Genomic DNA, 15,073 nt, shown 5'->3' with positions numbered 1-15,073 from the left:
CGAGGCTCGCGTCAGATATGCGTGAGCGCAACTCTTATTGTATCGATTGTCACCATGGTCACGATCCCTCCTCGCAAGAACAAGGTGCCGAACATTCTCGGCGACTGGGACGACGTGCGTTTCTTCCTCGCGGTTGCAAAAACCGGAAGCTTCAGTGCCGCGGCCACCCAGTTGAACACCAAGCAGACGACCGTCGGTCGCCGCATCCAGGCGCTGGAGCGCCGTCTGGGCGCCAAACTGTTCGACCGCCACCGTCATGGCATGGAAGTGACTCCAGCCGCCCGCGGCGTGCTCGTGCAGGCCGAATCGATGATGTCGAACGCCACGGCAATCGAAAGGCACTTGGCCGGCCTCGACCGCGAGATGGCGGGAATCGTTCGCATCGCCGCAACCGAAGGCATCGCCGCACACTGGCTGGTGCCTCGGCTAGGTGTCCTGCGCCGTAGCCATCCCGACATCATCGTCCAGGTGATTGCCGGCGATCAGGTCCTCGACCTCGCCACCCGCCAGGCCGATCTGGCCATCCGCTTCTTCCGTCCGACGTCGAACCAACTGGTCGCCGCCCGTGTCGGCCAGGTCAACATGTCGATTTTTGCGGCGCCCTCCTACATCGAGCAATACGGATTGCCGCAAAAGCTCGAGGACATGCGCGACCACCATATCGTCGACCACACGACACTTCACAGCCTGCCGGCCATGAAGCCGTGGAGCGAAGTGGTCGAGCGCAGCACGTCGGTGGTCCTGCGCACCAACTCCTCCTACGCCGCCATGGAAGCGGTGCAGACCGGCTACGGAATCTCGGTTTTCCCCGATTATATCGCCAAGTCGTCGAACCTGGTGGCGGCGCCGATCGATCTCAAGATCGTCCGCGACATCTGGCTGGTCAGCCACGAGGAGACCAACAAGGGCGCACGCATCCGCACCGTGATCGACTATGTGCGCGACCAGTTCCGCCACGACGAGCGCGAGTGGTTCTCCACGACGCCGCGCAGCAGGTCGATGGCGGCCGCCTAGAGGGCGACCTTCAATCTGTTGCAGATCGCCTCGATCTCGGCCTTGTCGCCCGGCGTATAGGCCCAGTTGAGCCGGACCTTGTCGCCCGGAAACCGCGGCAGGATGTGAACATGGAGATGCGGCACGCTCTGGCCCGCCCCTACTCCATTGGACTGCAGCAGGTTCACGCCGCTGGGCTTCAACACGCTCATCGCTGCCTTGGCCACGCGCTGGGCGGTCTTGGCCACGGCGGCCAGTATGTCGGGCGGAATGACGTCGACGGTCGGCCAGTGGCCCTTGGCGACCGCCAGCGCATGGCCGGGATTGACCGGGTTGATGTCCATGAAGGCGATGGTCGCCTCGTCCTCGAGCAGCTTGAAGCATGGCAACTCGCCCGCGACGATCTTGCAGAAGATGCAGGTGCCGTCGATCGGATGGCTCATAGCGGTCTCTCCAGAACGGTGCCGAGCTCACGCAGCCGCTGAAAGGGCTGCGCGCCGGGCGCGAGGGCAAGATCCAAGCCCAGCCGGCCCAGTCTGGCAATGCCGTCGCGGCCGAACCGGTCACGCAGCGACTGAACGACCCAGCCCTCGCCCTGGCGATGGCGCGCCACGGCCAGCCGACCGTCCCCTGCCAGATACTCGCGATGCGCCTCCAGGGCCGCCACCAGCCCGTCGATTCCGGTGGCGCTGCGCGAGGAAACGGCCAGGACCTTCACGGGCCAGTCGCCGGCATCGCCCGCGGTGGCAAGCGACAAGGCCCCGGCCACGTCGGCCCGTGCCCGTTCGGCCGCGGCGCCCATGTCGGCCTTGGTGACGACGACCAGGTGTGGGATCTCGACGATGCCTGCCTTCATGAACTGCAGGGAATCGCCGGAACCCGGCTGCACGCAGAAGACGACCGTGTCGGCCACCCCCGCCACGTCCGTCTCGGACTGGCCCACGCCCACCGTCTCGATCAGCACACGGTCGAACAGCGCCCGCATGACGACCATCGCGGCCACCGTCTGGTCGGCGAGCCCGCCCAGGCGATCGCGGGCGGCCATCGAGCGCACGAAACTGCCCTCATCCGCCCCGTCATGGACGATGCGCACGCGGTCGCCGAGAAGCGCGCCTCCGCTGGTCCTCGAAGAGGGATCGACGGCAATCACGCCGACGGTCTTGCCCGATCGACGCCACGCCGCGACCAGGGCCGCACACAGGGAGGATTTGCCGACACCCGGCGGACCGGTGACGCCCACGACATGGGCGCGCGGCTCGCGCCACGCGGCGTCCAACAGCGCCTGCGAGGCTTCGCTTTCGGGATCACGCTCCAGGCCGGCAAGGGCGGCGGCCAGCGCCCGCTTGCCTTCGATGCGGAGCGCCGCCAGCGTCATTCGGTCTTGAGCGGGCCGCCCAGCGCCGCCTGCGCCGCCGCCAATCGCGCGATCGGCACGCGGTAGGGGGAGCACGAGACGTAATCGAGGCCGGCCTTGTGGCAGAAGAACACCGAGGCCGGATCGCCGCCATGCTCGCCGCAGATGCCGAGCTTCAGGCTGTTGCGGACCTTGCGGCCGCGCACCGTCGCGATCTCGATCAGTTCGCCCACGCCCTCGATGTCGAGCGAGGCGAACGGGTCGTGCTCGAAGATCCCGCGCTGCTGGTACTTCTCGAGGAACGAGGCCGAGTCGTCGCGGCTGAGGCCGAACGTGGTCTGCGTCAGGTCGTTGGTGCCGAAGGAGAAGAACTCCGCGGTTTCGGCGATGTCGCCGGCGCGCAGCGCCGCGCGCGGCAGCTCGATCATGGTGCCGACCAGATACTCGAGCTTCTCGCCCGACGAGCTGCTCACTTCCTCGGCGACCTGGTCGATCACGACCTTCATCAGGTCCAGTTCCTTCTTGGTCGCGACCAGCGGGATCATGATTTCCGGGATGACGGTCTTGCCGGCCTTCTTCTGGACTTCCGCCACGGCCTCGAAGATGGCGCGGGCCTGCATCTCGTAGATTTCCGGATAGGAGATGCCGAGACGCACGCCGCGATGTCCGAGCATGGGGTTGAACTCATGCAGCTTGTTGGCGCGCTCCTCGATCTCCTTCGCGTCGACCCCGAGGTCCCTGGCCACGACCTCCATCTCCGCTGCCGTCTTCGGCAGGAATTCGTGCAGCGGGGGATCGAGCAGGCGGATGGTGACGGGGAGGCCCGCCATGATCTCGAACAGCTCGACGAAATCCTGGCGCTGCATCGGCTGGATCTTGGCCAGTGCCGCGCGCCGGCTCTTCTCGTCGTCGGCCAGGATCATCTCGCGCACCGCCACGATCCGGTCGCCGTCGAAGAACATGTGCTCGGTGCGGCAGAGGCCGATGCCCTCGGCGCCGAACTTGCGCGCCTGCGCCGCATCGGTCGGTGTCTCGGCGTTGGTGCGAATGCCGAGCTTGCGGAACTCGTCGGCCCATTCCATGAGCTGGGAGAAATCGCCGCTGAGCTCGGGCTGCACGGTCGGCACGACGCCGAGAATGATCTCGCCGGTGCTGCCGTCGAGCGTGATCGTGTCGCCGGTCTTCACGACCGTCCCGCGCACGCTGAGTGTGCGGGCCTTCGCGTCGATGCGCACGTCGCCGGCGCCCGCGACGCAGGGCTTGCCCATGCCGCGCGCGACCACGGCGGCGTGGCTGGTCATGCCGCCGGTCGAGGTCAGAATGCCCTCCGCGGCGTGCATGCCATGGATGTCCTCGGGGCTGGTCTCGCGGCGGACCAGGATCACCTTTTCCCCCGCGCGCGCCTGCTTCTCGGCATCGTCGGCGGTGAACACGACCTTGCCCGAAGCCGCACCCGGCGACGCCGGCAGACCCTTGGCGATCACCTTGCGGGGGGCCTTGGGATCGAGCGTCGGATGCAGGAGCTGGTCGAGCGAGGCCGGCACGATGCGTGCGACGGCCTCACGCTTGTCGATCAGCCCCTCGTGCACCATGTCGACGGCAATCTTGAGCGCGGCCTTGGCGGTGCGTTTGCCGTTGCGCGTCTGCAGCATGTAGAGCTTGCCGCGCTGGACCGTGAACTCGATGTCCTGCATGTCGTGATAGTGCTGCTCGAGCCGCTGGCGCACGCTGTCGAGCTGCTTGAACACTTCCGGCATGACCTCTTCCATGGCCGGCGCATCGGACTTCTGGGCGAGCTTTCCCTGTACGGTGAGGTGCTGCGGCGTGCGGATGCCGGCGACCACGTCCTCGCCCTGTGCGTTCACGAGATACTCGCCATAGAACAGGTTGGTGCCCGTCGAGGGATCGCGCGTGAAGGCGACGCCGGTGGCGCAATCCTCGCCCATGTTGCCGAACACCATGGCCTGGACGTTGACAGCCGTGCCCCAGCTCTCGGGGATCGCGTGCAGGCGACGGTAGGTGATCGCGCGCTGGTTCATCCACGAATCGAACACCGCGCCGACGGCGCCCCAGAGCTGCTCACGCGGCTCCTGGGGAAATGGCTTGCCGGTGCGCTTCTCGACCAGCTTCTTGTAGTCGGCCACGATCGCGCGCCAATCGTCGGCCTTGAGGTCGGTGTCCATCGAGACGCCGAGATCCTCTTTCTTGATCTCGAGCGCCTCCTCGAAATAGTGATGGCCGACGTCGAGCACGACGTTGGAGTACATCTGGATGAAACGGCGGTAGCTGTCCCAGGCGAAGCGCTCGTCGCCCGACGACTTGGCGAGGCCCAGCACCGTCTTGTCGTTGAGGCCGAGGTTCAGCACCGTGTCCATCATGCCCGGCATCGAGGCGCGGGCGCCCGAGCGGACCGAGACCAGCAGCGGATTGGCGGCGTCGCCGAACTTGATGCCGACGACCTTCTCTACCTCGACGAGCGCCTTCTCGAGCTCGTCCTTCAGTTCGGGCGGATAGGTCTTCTTGTTGTCGTAGAAGTAGGTGCAGACCTCGGTGGAGATCGTGAAACCCGGCGGCACCGGCAGGCCGAGGCTCGACATCTCGGCCAGGTTGGCGCCCTTGCCCCCCAGCAGGTTGCGCATGTCGGCGCGGCCCTCGGCCTTGCCGTCCCCGAAACTGTAGACCCACTTGGCCATTCTTAGCCCTCGATCTTCGAAAAGTCGGCCACCGAATCCATGGTGGCACGAATCTGGTTGAGCAGTTTCAGCCTGTTCAGGCGAACCTCCGGCCTGTCCGTCACGTTGACCGTGACTTTGTCGAACAGGGCGTCGATCGGCCCGCGCAGGCCCGCGAACGCAGCCATTGCGCCCGCGAAATCCTCGGCGGCGAGCGCCGGCTTCACCGCGCGCGCCACCTGGTCCAAGGCGGAAGCAACGCTTTTCTCCTCCACTTGTTCCAGCAGAGCCGCATCGGGAATGCCGGCAATCTTCGCGGCGAGCCCCTTGTCCTTCTTCTCCTCGGCGCGAACGATGTTGGCCGCGCGGCCATAGGCGGTGAGCAGGTTCCGCCCGGCCTCGGTGCCGAGGAAGGCCTGGAGCGCCTCGACCCGGGCGAGCAGCCGGACGAGATCGTCCTCGCCGCCCAGCGAGACGACGGCGTCGACCACGTCGTGGCGCACGCCCTTCTCGCGCATCTGAACCTTGAGGCGCTCGGCGAAGAAGGCGAGCAGGTCGTCGGCCTTGAGGAACGGCTTGAGCGGCAGACGCAGCTTGTTTTCGACCACGATGCGGATGACGCCGAGCGCCGCGCGGCGCAGCGCGAAGGGATCGCGCGAACCGGTGGGCTTCTCGCCGATCGACCAGAACGACGTCAGCGCATCGAGCTTGTCGGCCAGCGCGACGGCGATCGACACCGGCGCCGTCGGGCAGCGGTCGTTGGGACCGGCCGGCGTGTAATGGTCGCCGATCGCATCGGCTACCGACGCCGGCAATTTCTCGCCGAGCGCATAGTAGCGGCCCATCACGCCCTGCAGCTCCGGGAACTCACCCACCATGCCGGTGACCAGATCGGCCTTGCAGAGACGCGCGGCCTGTTCGACGTCGGCGGCCTGGGCCCCGGGGAGGACTTTCGCGATCTCACCGGCCAGAGCCACGATGCGCTCGACCCGCTCGGCCTGGGTGCCGAGCTTGGCGTGGAACACGACCTGCTTCAGGGCCGGCAGACGGCTTTCCAGGGTCGTCTTGCGGTCCTGGTCCCAGAAGAACTTGGCGTCGCTCAACCGCGCCCGCAGCACGCGCTCGTTGCCCTCGACGATCACCTTGCCGCCGTCCCGCGCCACGTTGTTGGCGACCACGACGAAGCGGTTGGCCAAGGCGCCGTCGGCCTTGGTCGTCGTGAAATGGCGCAGATGAACCTTCATCGACACGATCAGCACTTCGGCCGGCACGTCCATGAACTGCGCATCGATGGTACCGATCAGCGGGACCGGCCATTCGACCAGGCCCGTCACTTCGTCCACCAGGCCTTCGTCGTCACGCAGCGTGACCTGGGCGTCGCCGCAAAGCTGGCGCGCCCCCTCGAGGATGACCTTCCGGCGCTCTGCCGCATCGAGGATCACGTGCGCGGCGCGCAGCTTTGCCTCGTAGTCAGCGAAGTTCGTGACAGCGAACTCGCCTTTGCTCAGGAAGCGATGGCCGCGCATCGTATCGCCGAACACGACCGGCGCCATGGCGCCGCCGGGCGACACCTCACCCTTCAGCACCTTGCCGTCGAACAGGGCGACGACGCCCTGCAGCGGGCGCACCCACTGCATGGTGCCGCTGCCCCATTTCATCGACTTGGGCCAGGGCAGCGCCTTCATCGCCGCATCGATCACCAGCGGCAGTGCATCGGCGGTCGGACCGCCCTTCTTGGTGATGACGGCGAACCAGAACTCGCCCTTGCCGGTGTCGCGCTTCTCCGCCTGGTCGAGCGAGGCGAGGCCCGCCCCCTTCAGGAAGCCCTGCACCGCCTGGTCGGGGGCGCCGACACGCGGGCCGCGCTTTTCCTCGCTGACATCGTCGCGCACCGCCGGGATGCCTTCGACCACCAGCGCCAGCCGCCGCGGCGTCACATAGGCGCGCGCCGTCTCGAAGCCGATGCCCGCGCCCTTCAGCCCGTCGCAGACCAGCCGCTTGAGGTCCTCGGCCGCGCGCGCCTGCATGCGCGCCGGAATCTCTTCGCTCAGGATCTCGAGAAGAAGCTCGGCCATCTCAAGCAGCTTTCTTCTGCGTTGCCAGCCACGTCTCGCAGCAGGCCTTGGCGAGGTTGCGGACGCGCAGGATGTAGCTCTGCCGCTCGGTGACGCTGATCACGCCGCGGGCGTCGAGCAGGTTGAACGAGTGGCTCGCCTTGATGCACTGCTCATAAGCCGGCAGCGGCAGCTTCTTCTCGACCAGCCGGCCGCATTCCTTCTCGGCGTCGGCGAAGTGGCGGAACAGCATCTCGGTGTCGGCATGCTCGAAATTGTAGGCCGACTGCTCCCGCTCGTTCTGCAGGAACACGTCGCCATAGGTCAGCGGCACGTCGGAATCGGCGCGGTTGTACGGCAGCTCGTAGACCGACTTCTTGTCGAACAGGTACATGGCCAGCCGCTCGAGGCCGTAGGTGATCTCGCCCGCCACCAGGTCGACCTCGATGCCGCCCACCTGCTGGAAGTAGGTGAACTGCGTGATTTCCATGCCGTCGCACCAGACTTCCCAGCCCAGGCCCCAGGCGCCCAGGGTCGGGCTCTCCCAGTCGTCCTCGACGAAACGGATGTCGTGCAACGTCGTGTCGATGCCGATCGCCTGGAGCGACCCCAGATACCGTTCGAGGATGTCGGGCGGGGACGGCTTCAGGATGGCCTGGAACTGGTAATAGTGCTGCAGGCGGTTCGGATTGTTGCCATAGCGCCCGTCGGTCGGGCGGCGGGACGGCTGCACATAGGCCGCGTACCAGGGCTTCGGGCCGAGCGCCCGCAGGGTCGTCGCGGTGTGGAAAGTACCGGCGCCCATCTCCATGTCGAAGGGCTGGAGGATCAGGCAGCCCTGCGCCGCCCAATAATCCTGCAGGGTCAGGATGAGTTCCTGGAAGCACGTCGGTTTCCCGCGCGCTGCTGAGGGGTTCGACACCGGTATTCCCCGAAGCTCTAAAGGCCTTGTATTTCCGCAACTTATGGCCGTTTTTGCGGTGCGGCAAAATAGGTTCCACCCCCCAGCCGGTCAAGGCTGGTGGCGCGCTGCGGCCTTATGGCCGGGGACGACCGCATTGGCCGCATTTTTCAGCAGTGGCCGGAATATAGGCACCGCAGCCGGCACACTGGACGGTATCCTCGATCACCACGGGCTTGCGAGGCGGCGCGACGGGCGGCGGCTCGGGTCGCGCGGGGGCCGGCGGAGGCGGCGGCGGACGCTGCGGCAGGTCGTTGCCGGTGAAACGGTCGAAAAGACCCTTCCAGTACCGGAAACTCCTGTAAACGCCGTAGAGGGCAAGGCCGAACAGCGCAATCTTGAGCAGGAATCCCATGCGGCCTTGTGCGGTTCCTGCAGAAGCCGGTCAAGCGGGCTATAGGTAGGCGATGAGTGTGACGGAGGATCGGCCGCTCGACCTGTTCGTGGTCGGGGGCGGCATCAATGGGGCGGGCATCGCCTGCGACGCGGCGGGGCGGGCGCTCACCGTCGGTCTCTGCGAAATGAACGATTTCGCCAGCGCGACCTCCTCGAAGTCGACCAAGCTCATCCACGGCGGCCTGCGCTACCTGGAAACCTACGAGTTCCGCCTGGTCCGCGAGGCGCTGCAGGAGCGCGAGGTGCTGCTGGCCAAGGCGCCGCATCTCTCCTGGCCGCTGCGCTTCGTGTTGCCCTACGAGCCGCACCTGCGGCCACGCTGGATGCTGCGGCTCGGCCTCTGGCTCTACGACCATCTCGACTGGCACATGACCCTGCCCAAGTCGATCCAGGTCGACCTGCCCAAGTCGAAGTTCGGGGCCGGCCTGAAGCCCGGCTTCCAGAAGGGCTTCGTCTATTCCGACGCCTGGGTCGACGACGCGCGCCTGGTGATCTCCAACCTGAAGTCGGCCCGCGAGATGGGAGCCGCGATCTATGCCCGGCATCGCTGCGTGTCGGCCCGCCGCAGCGACGACGGAAAGCTTTGGCACATCGAGCTCGAAGGCCCCGGCGGCGTGCCCGTGCACCTCAAGGCACGCGCCCTCGTGAACGCCGCCGGCCCCTGGGTGAAGCACTTTCTCGACGATCAGACCGAGATCAAGACGCCCAAGCGCGTGCGCCTCGTAAAGGGCAGCCACATCGTCGTGCCGAAGCTCTACGACGGCGACCACGCCTTCATCCTGCAGAACAGCGACAACCGGATCGTGTTCGTCATCCCCTACGAACGCGAATTCTCGCTGATCGGCACCACCGACATCGCGGTCGAGGAAGGCGAGCATCCGGTCTGCTCGCCGGAAGAAATCGCCTATCTCTGCGACCTCGCCAGCCGGTACATGGCCAGGCCCGTTCGGCCCGAGGACGTGGTCTGGACCTATTCGGGTGTCCGCCCGCTGTTCGACGACGGCGACGACAATCCCTCGAAGGTGACCCGAGACTACCACCTCGAGGTCGACGGCTCCCCGCAGGGCAAGGCCCCAGTCCTTTCTGTCTTCGGGGGCAAGATCACGACCTACCGCCGGCTGGCGGAACATGCGCTCAACGACCTGCAGCCCTATTTCCCGCGCATGGGCGGTCCCTGGACCGACGGCCGCGCGGTCTACGACGGCGAAATGGCCGACGCGCCGACCTTCGAAGAGGCGTTCGACAGGTTCGTGGAGGGCGCGGTCGCCACCAAGCCCGGCCTGCCGAAGGAGTTGGTGCGAATCCTCGCCCGGCGCCATGGCTCGGGTCTCGACGACCTGCTGGAGAACGTGACGACCGTGGCCGATCTCGGCCGCCATTTCGGCGGCTCCCTCTATGAGGTCGAGGTGCGCCATCTGGTGCGCGACGAATGGGCCGTCGACGCCGAGGACGTGCTGTGGCGCAGGACCAAGGAAGGGCTGCACATGACGGCGGAAGAACGCGAAGCATTCGCGCGCTGGCTGGCAGAGCAGCGACTCAACTTTACATAACTTAACCTCCGGGCCGGGCACGCTCGGCGTCCTCGGTCCGTACCTCGGGAACCACCCCTTCTATGGCGAGGTTTCCGATGTCGATCCGTTCCCTGTTCCTGCCCACCGCTCTCGTCCTGGCGGCGGGCCTTGCGTTCACCGCCCCTGCCTCGGCCTTCGACCTGTTCGAGAACGACATGGTCGAGCTCGCGCAGGCCACCCCGCCGAGCCCGCCCTCTCCAGCCGCGCGGGGCGAGCGCACCCCCGGCGAGCGAGGGGCCGCACGCGTCGAGCGCAGCTTCTCACCGAAGTCGATGTGCCTCGACATGGCCGCCCGCCGCATCGGCGATCGCGCCTACCTCAAGGCCCGGCTCGAACTGAAGCCCGACCAGATGACCGCCTGGACCGCCTTCGAGAAGGCAGCCGACGAGGCCAGCACCAAGTCGATGGCCCGCTGCCAGACCCTGCCGGCCGAGATGAAGGAGCGCCCGACTTACCTCGAGCGCCTCACGATGGAAGAGGACGCGATGAAGGCCCGCATCGCCACGATCGAGGCGGTCAAGCCCTCGCTCACCACCCTGGTCGCCGTCCTGACGCCCGAGCAGAAGGCCCTTCTCGACCGTCCTCGGCACGGCGTCGCCCACCACGCGCACGCGCGCATGGGCATGGGTATGGGCGGCCCCGGCCCGCGCTGACGCCTACCAGTCGCTGTGGCGGACGATCTTCATCAGGTCGTCCGCCATGGTGAGGGCGGTGAGCACGCCGGTCTTGGGATTGTCCGGCATCGCCCGGCCGAGCCGTTCGAGCTTCAGCTCGCCTGAATCGGAGACGACCTCCAGCTTGCTCGCATTGGTGCCGGGCGGCAGGGTCGGATCGGCCACGAGTTCGATCTCCGTCTTGTCGAGACCGGCGCCGCACAGCGCCACCGTCACCGCCAGATTGGCGTTCTTCGGGTAGAGCCGGCCCGCATCGGCGGGCGAGCCGCGGAAGATCACGGTCGGTTCCTTGATCGACGGCAGGTCGAACTCGGTCTCGGCCGGCGTGCCCGTCCAGGCATGCGGCGGCTTGATCGAAATGTATTTCACCCGCTCCAGCTTGCCGAGCCGCATGGCGAGCAGCCCGTCCAGGCCGGCGATGGCGCCCGCCGGCAGCCGCAGGCGTGCCCCGCTCTTCTCCGCCGCCTTCACGTGCTTCTTCCACAGCGCCGGGTCGCCGTAGGCGCCGGTGGCGATCACCATGAAGTCGATGCCCTTCTTCAGGATGGTCTCGCCCCAGTCGCGCACCGCCTGCTGGCTGGCGGCCTCGACCACGATTTCGGGCTTGAGCTTCAGCAGCGCTTTCAGGTCATCGACGACCGCGACCTTCTTGCCGAGCTTCTTCTGGGTGGCTGCGACCCTGCCCTGGCGCACCAGAACACCCACGATGTCGATCGGCGGCTTCTTTTCGCGAAACACGTCGAACAGCATCTGGCTGATGGCGCCGTAGCCGATCAGTGCGATTTTCAACCGCTTTTCCTTCGCCATCTATCCCCCTGGACCCGAATCAGGCGGCGACTATAGCGGGCAGGCTCGCCCCTTGCGACCCACCGGGGTGGCGGCTATAACCCCGGCCTCGCCGCGGGCCGGAGTCCGCAAATCCTGACGGAGCGTAGCTCAGCCTGGTAGAGCACTAGCTTCGGGAGCTAGGGGCCGGAGGTTCGAATCCTCTCGCTCCGACCAATCGGCGAGGCCGATGCCAAGGGCATCGGTTACGAGAGAACGGCGGACCTTCGGGTCCGCCGTTTTCGTTTCGGCGTGCCGCTACATCTTCGGCAGGATGGCGATATCGGTGACGACGACGCCCAGACCCTCGATCTTCGCCACGTTTCTACAACAAGCCCTTAGCGTCGTACCGGGGCGACCGGTGCGTGCCCGGACGCGACCTCGATGAAAACGTCGATCACCTGACCCGGGCGCAGGCCATCGACGGGCGGATTGACGGAATAGACGACCTGCAGCACCCGCGTATCGACGCGGTCACTACTCAATCCTGAGAGGGTTCGTTTGGGCTTCACCAAAGGCTCGGCGCGCACATAGCGCAAGGCGATCCGTCGCTCCGGCGCGCCGCGGGGCAGACCGACGGCTTCGGCGCCCGACGCAAATCGCGGGACATCGGCTTCGTCGATATCGACCCGCACGTGGAGAGGATCGAGCCGGCCCAGCAGAATTGGCGGTGGCGATCCGCCGATGGCCGCGAATTCGCCCGGGCGGATGTTTACCGCAAGGACCGTTCCGTCCGACGGCGCCCTTACGGTGCGTTGATCGAGTTCGGCTTCGGCAAAAACCAGTGCCGCTTTCGCCTGAGCGACGGCCGCCTCCTCGATAAGAAGGGTCGGGCCGCTGTTCTGGGGATCTACAAGCGCGAACTCGGCCTCGGCGCGTGTCAGCCGGGCCTTGACCTCGGCGACGCGCCCCTCGGCAACACGCAGCAGGTTCCGCCGACGTACCATCTCGCGTTCGGTGATCGACGACCCGCTCTGCAGCCGATCGGCGATCCGGACGAGATCGTTGGCTTCGTCCAAATCGGCCTCCGCCGAGACCGCGATGCCACGTGCGACCGCGACGTCCGCGGCGAGTACGGCCGCCCGCTGCCGGGTCTGGGCGAGGCGCGCTTCGGCGACGCTGAGATCGCGTTGGCGCTGGACCACGGTGACGGCCGGCAGCGCGGAATCGATGACAAAGAGCACATCTCCCGCCTTCACCTTGCTGCCGTCGATCACCTGCACTTCCGTGACCACGCCGGGAAACCGGGTCGCCACCGAGACTTCACGGTTGGCGGGTTCGACCGTGCCGAGCGCGCCAATGACCGCCGGCGCGGTGGCGGTCGATGGCAGTGAAGGCGAGGCTGCGGTGGAAGGTCCCTCCGCCCGCGCCGTCGGCGGCATGCTGCGGGGCGCGACTGTCGCGGCCGGGGTATTGGAGTTCACGATCGATGCCAGCGCGGCGACGAGGGCGACACCGGCAAGCGCCGGCAGGCCGTACATGAGGAGACGGGAGCGGGCGGCCATCAATGCATCTCTTCGAAGGGGCGCTTCTCGGTCCGGACAACCCTACCATCGGCCATGAAGGCAATCCGGTCCGCAAACTGGAAAATCCGGTCGTCGTGGGTGACGATGATCGCCGCACGATCGGGCCGCACGGCCAGGGTGCGCAGGATGTTCATCACGGCATGTCCCGAGGCGCCGTCGAGCGAGGCGGTCGGCTCGTCGCAGACGATGAGCTTCGGATCGTGGACCAGCGCGCGCGCGATCGCCACCCGCTGCTGCTGGCCGCCCGAAAGCTCGTGGGGAAACTTCTTCAGGCTCTCGGCGAGCCCCAGCCGATCGAGCAGTTCGCTCGCCCGGCGGCGGGCACGGCCCGTGGCCATGCCATGCACGATCAGGGGGACCGCCGCGTTCTCGGCAGCGTCGAGCGCAGGCAGCAAATTGAACTGCTGGAAGACGAAACCCACGGTCTCGCCGCGGAACCGGCTGAGCGCCCGGCCGCTGAGAGTCTTGAGGTCCGCGCCGAAAACGGTCGCGTCTCCCTCGTCGGCACGCAGCATCGCGGACAGGATGGAGATCAACGTGGTCTTGCCGCACCCCGAAGGCCCGACGAGGAACGTCATCTCTCCTGCACGGGCATCGAAGTCCGTACGGTTGAGCACGATTTCGCTCGTCGCTCCCCGGCCGAAGCGCTTGCAAATTCCCCGGGCGACCACCGCACTCAAGATCTCAGCCCCGGAAGGTGATGGCGGGATCGAGCGCGAAAACACGCCGCAGACTCACCACGGTGGCGAGGAGGACGATCGCCAGTACCGCGGCGGCGGACAGCGCCGCGACCTGCCAAGGCAGCCAAAACCCCTTGAGGTCGGACAGCGGTTGGTTGACCCCATCGAAAAAAGCCGAAGACAGCCAGATGCCGATCGAATAGCCGATGAAGGCCACCACGATGGCCTGGCTCGCAACCATACCCAGAATCCTGCCATTCGAAACGCCGATCGCCTTCAGCACGGCAAACTGCCGAATGTTGTCGTTGACGAAAAGCGTGAAGGTAAGCCCGCACACCAGGATGCCGACGACGGCACCGAGAGCGATGACCACGCCGAAGGAGAAGGCGATTCCGGTATTGGCGAGCACGTAGTCGATAGTAGCTCGCTCAAACGCCTGCGAAGTCAGGGCGCGCAATCCGGTGGTCTCGGAGATCCGCCGGGCCACCGTTGCGGCATCGCTTTCCGGCACGTTGCGAACCAACACGAAGGACAATGTATTGCGGCCACCCGGAACGTAGACCAGGGCTTGGGACAGGCGGGTGTATACGACGACCGGCGCCGCGAATCCGGGGGCGGCGTCGGTGATCGCGGCGATCACGGCGCGGCGATCGTTAACCTCGAGCACCTTGCCGGTTGCAAGCGGTTCTCCTGGCCACAAGCGCGCAAAGCCAAGCTGGTCGATAGCGATCGCGTCTGGGCTACGCAGGTCCTCCGGTGCACCGGCGATGAAACGGCCTGTCATGCCGACCAGGCTCGCATCGTCGACGCCGATAAACGACGCAGTGGTCGACCGTCCCTCTGCGGTCCGTATCGCGCCCGAGGCCCTCACCAATGGTACGGCCCACAGAACCCCCTCTACACCGCGCACCCGAAGGAGTTCCGTCGCGCGCATGTTGGTCGGGCCTTCGACGGTTTCGGTTTGGGGATCCATGACCCAAATCGTCGCTTCGCGAGCATCCGATATGACATTGGCAGCACGCGAAATCAGTCCAATGAAAAAGCCTCCCTGCTGCGACATCAGCAGGGTCGAAAAGGAAATTCCAAAGACCAGACCGATAAGCTTCATCGGGTCTCCGAACAGCATCTTTAGGGCAATCCGCAGCATACTTGGCTTTGCACTGTTTGAGACTTTCAGCGGTCTCTGCAGTAATAGACGCGGTTGACCAGTTTGGATCACTTCGCGAAACGTTATTCGGCGGAATTGCGACACAGCAGTTCCGTTGAAGCCAGGAAACTGCAACGGCCGAGAGCCAGCCGGCAGGAGCTGCAGGTTCGAATCCTCTCGCTCCGACCAATCGGTGAGACGAGCGGCGCGCAGCAATGCG

General features: G+C 66.3%; 13 protein-coding genes and 1 tRNA gene. 4 read left to right on the top strand and 10 right to left on the bottom strand.

Annotated elements, in window-relative coordinates; all coding sequences use genetic code 11:
* Nucleotides 1–54 precede the first annotated feature (54 nt).
* Nucleotides 55–1,014, top strand: a complete 960-nt coding sequence (locus Q7V45_RS20905; protein WP_304855666.1) for a LysR family transcriptional regulator — start codon at nt 55–57, stop codon at nt 1,012–1,014.
* Here the strand turns inward: Q7V45_RS20905 and Q7V45_RS20900 are convergent.
* From Q7V45_RS20900 to Q7V45_RS20875, 6 genes are all read right to left on the bottom strand, one after another.
* Nucleotides 1,011–1,436: an HIT family protein gene (locus Q7V45_RS20900; protein ID WP_304855665.1), complete on the bottom strand. Its 426-nt coding sequence runs from the start codon at nt 1,434–1,436 to the stop codon at nt 1,011–1,013. The genes Q7V45_RS20905 and Q7V45_RS20900 overlap by 4 nt on opposite strands.
* A complete protein-coding gene (locus Q7V45_RS20895; RefSeq protein ID WP_304855662.1) occupies nt 1,433–2,368 on the bottom strand; it encodes an ArgK/MeaB family GTPase in 936 nt (311 codons plus the stop codon). The genes Q7V45_RS20900 and Q7V45_RS20895 overlap by 4 nt, the downstream gene beginning before the upstream one ends.
* Nucleotides 2,365–5,040 (bottom strand): pyruvate, phosphate dikinase, encoded by a 2,676-nt coding sequence (gene ppdK, locus Q7V45_RS20890; protein WP_304855659.1) that lies wholly within the window; start codon nt 5,038–5,040, stop codon nt 2,365–2,367. The genes Q7V45_RS20895 and ppdK overlap by 4 nt, the downstream gene beginning before the upstream one ends.
* A gap of 2 nt (nt 5,041–5,042) precedes the next feature.
* On the bottom strand, nt 5,043–7,094 hold the full coding sequence (gene glyS / locus Q7V45_RS20885; RefSeq protein ID WP_304855657.1) for a glycine--tRNA ligase subunit beta: 2,052 nt from the start codon (nt 7,092–7,094) through the stop codon (nt 5,043–5,045).
* 1 nt (nt 7,095) lies between these two features.
* Nucleotides 7,096–7,995: a glycine--tRNA ligase subunit alpha gene (locus Q7V45_RS20880; RefSeq protein WP_304855653.1), complete on the bottom strand. Its 900-nt coding sequence runs from the start codon at nt 7,993–7,995 to the stop codon at nt 7,096–7,098.
* A gap of 115 nt (nt 7,996–8,110) precedes the next feature.
* On the bottom strand, nt 8,111–8,389 hold the full coding sequence (locus tag Q7V45_RS20875; protein ID WP_304855651.1) for a hypothetical protein: 279 nt from the start codon (nt 8,387–8,389) through the stop codon (nt 8,111–8,113).
* 52 nt (nt 8,390–8,441) lie between these two features.
* Between Q7V45_RS20875 and glpD the strand changes: the two genes are divergently transcribed.
* Both glpD and Q7V45_RS20865 read left to right on the top strand, forming a co-directional pair.
* Entirely contained in the window at nt 8,442–9,980 is a 1,539-nt protein-coding gene (gene glpD / locus Q7V45_RS20870; RefSeq protein ID WP_304855649.1) for a glycerol-3-phosphate dehydrogenase, read from the top strand.
* Between the two features lie 77 nt (nt 9,981–10,057).
* Nucleotides 10,058–10,654, top strand: coding sequence for a Spy/CpxP family protein refolding chaperone (locus Q7V45_RS20865; RefSeq protein WP_304855647.1), 597 nt, complete (start codon nt 10,058–10,060; stop codon nt 10,652–10,654).
* A gap of 3 nt (nt 10,655–10,657) precedes the next feature.
* On the opposite strand, the gene Q7V45_RS20860 is transcribed toward Q7V45_RS20865, so the two are convergent.
* A complete protein-coding gene (locus tag Q7V45_RS20860) occupies nt 10,658–11,464 on the bottom strand; it encodes an aspartate dehydrogenase (RefSeq protein WP_304855646.1) in 807 nt (268 codons plus the stop codon).
* A gap of 136 nt (nt 11,465–11,600) precedes the next feature.
* Here Q7V45_RS20860 and Q7V45_RS20855 point away from each other — a divergent pair.
* A tRNA-Pro gene (locus Q7V45_RS20855) sits at nt 11,601–11,677 on the top strand.
* A gap of 161 nt (nt 11,678–11,838) precedes the next feature.
* Here Q7V45_RS20855 and Q7V45_RS20850 read toward each other — a convergent pair.
* The 3 genes from Q7V45_RS20850 to Q7V45_RS20840 form a co-directional block, all read right to left on the bottom strand.
* Entirely contained in the window at nt 11,839–13,005 is a 1,167-nt protein-coding gene (locus Q7V45_RS20850; protein WP_304855644.1) for an HlyD family secretion protein, read from the bottom strand.
* A complete protein-coding gene (locus Q7V45_RS20845; RefSeq protein WP_304855642.1) occupies nt 13,005–13,643 on the bottom strand; it encodes an ABC transporter ATP-binding protein in 639 nt (212 codons plus the stop codon). Before Q7V45_RS20845 ends, Q7V45_RS20850 begins: the two co-directional genes overlap by 1 nt.
* Nucleotides 13,644–13,710: 67 nt before the next feature.
* Nucleotides 13,711–14,814: an FtsX-like permease family protein gene (locus Q7V45_RS20840; protein ID WP_304855639.1), complete on the bottom strand. Its 1,104-nt coding sequence runs from the start codon at nt 14,812–14,814 to the stop codon at nt 13,711–13,713.
* Nucleotides 14,815–15,073 lie beyond the last annotated feature (259 nt).

The sequence above is a fragment of the Reyranella sp. genome, assembly GCF_030651995.1.
Classification (GTDB): Bacteria; Pseudomonadota; Alphaproteobacteria; order Reyranellales; family Reyranellaceae; genus Reyranella.
The sequence above is the reverse complement of the archived record's forward strand: the minus strand, read 5'-3'. Positions and strand labels throughout refer to the sequence as shown.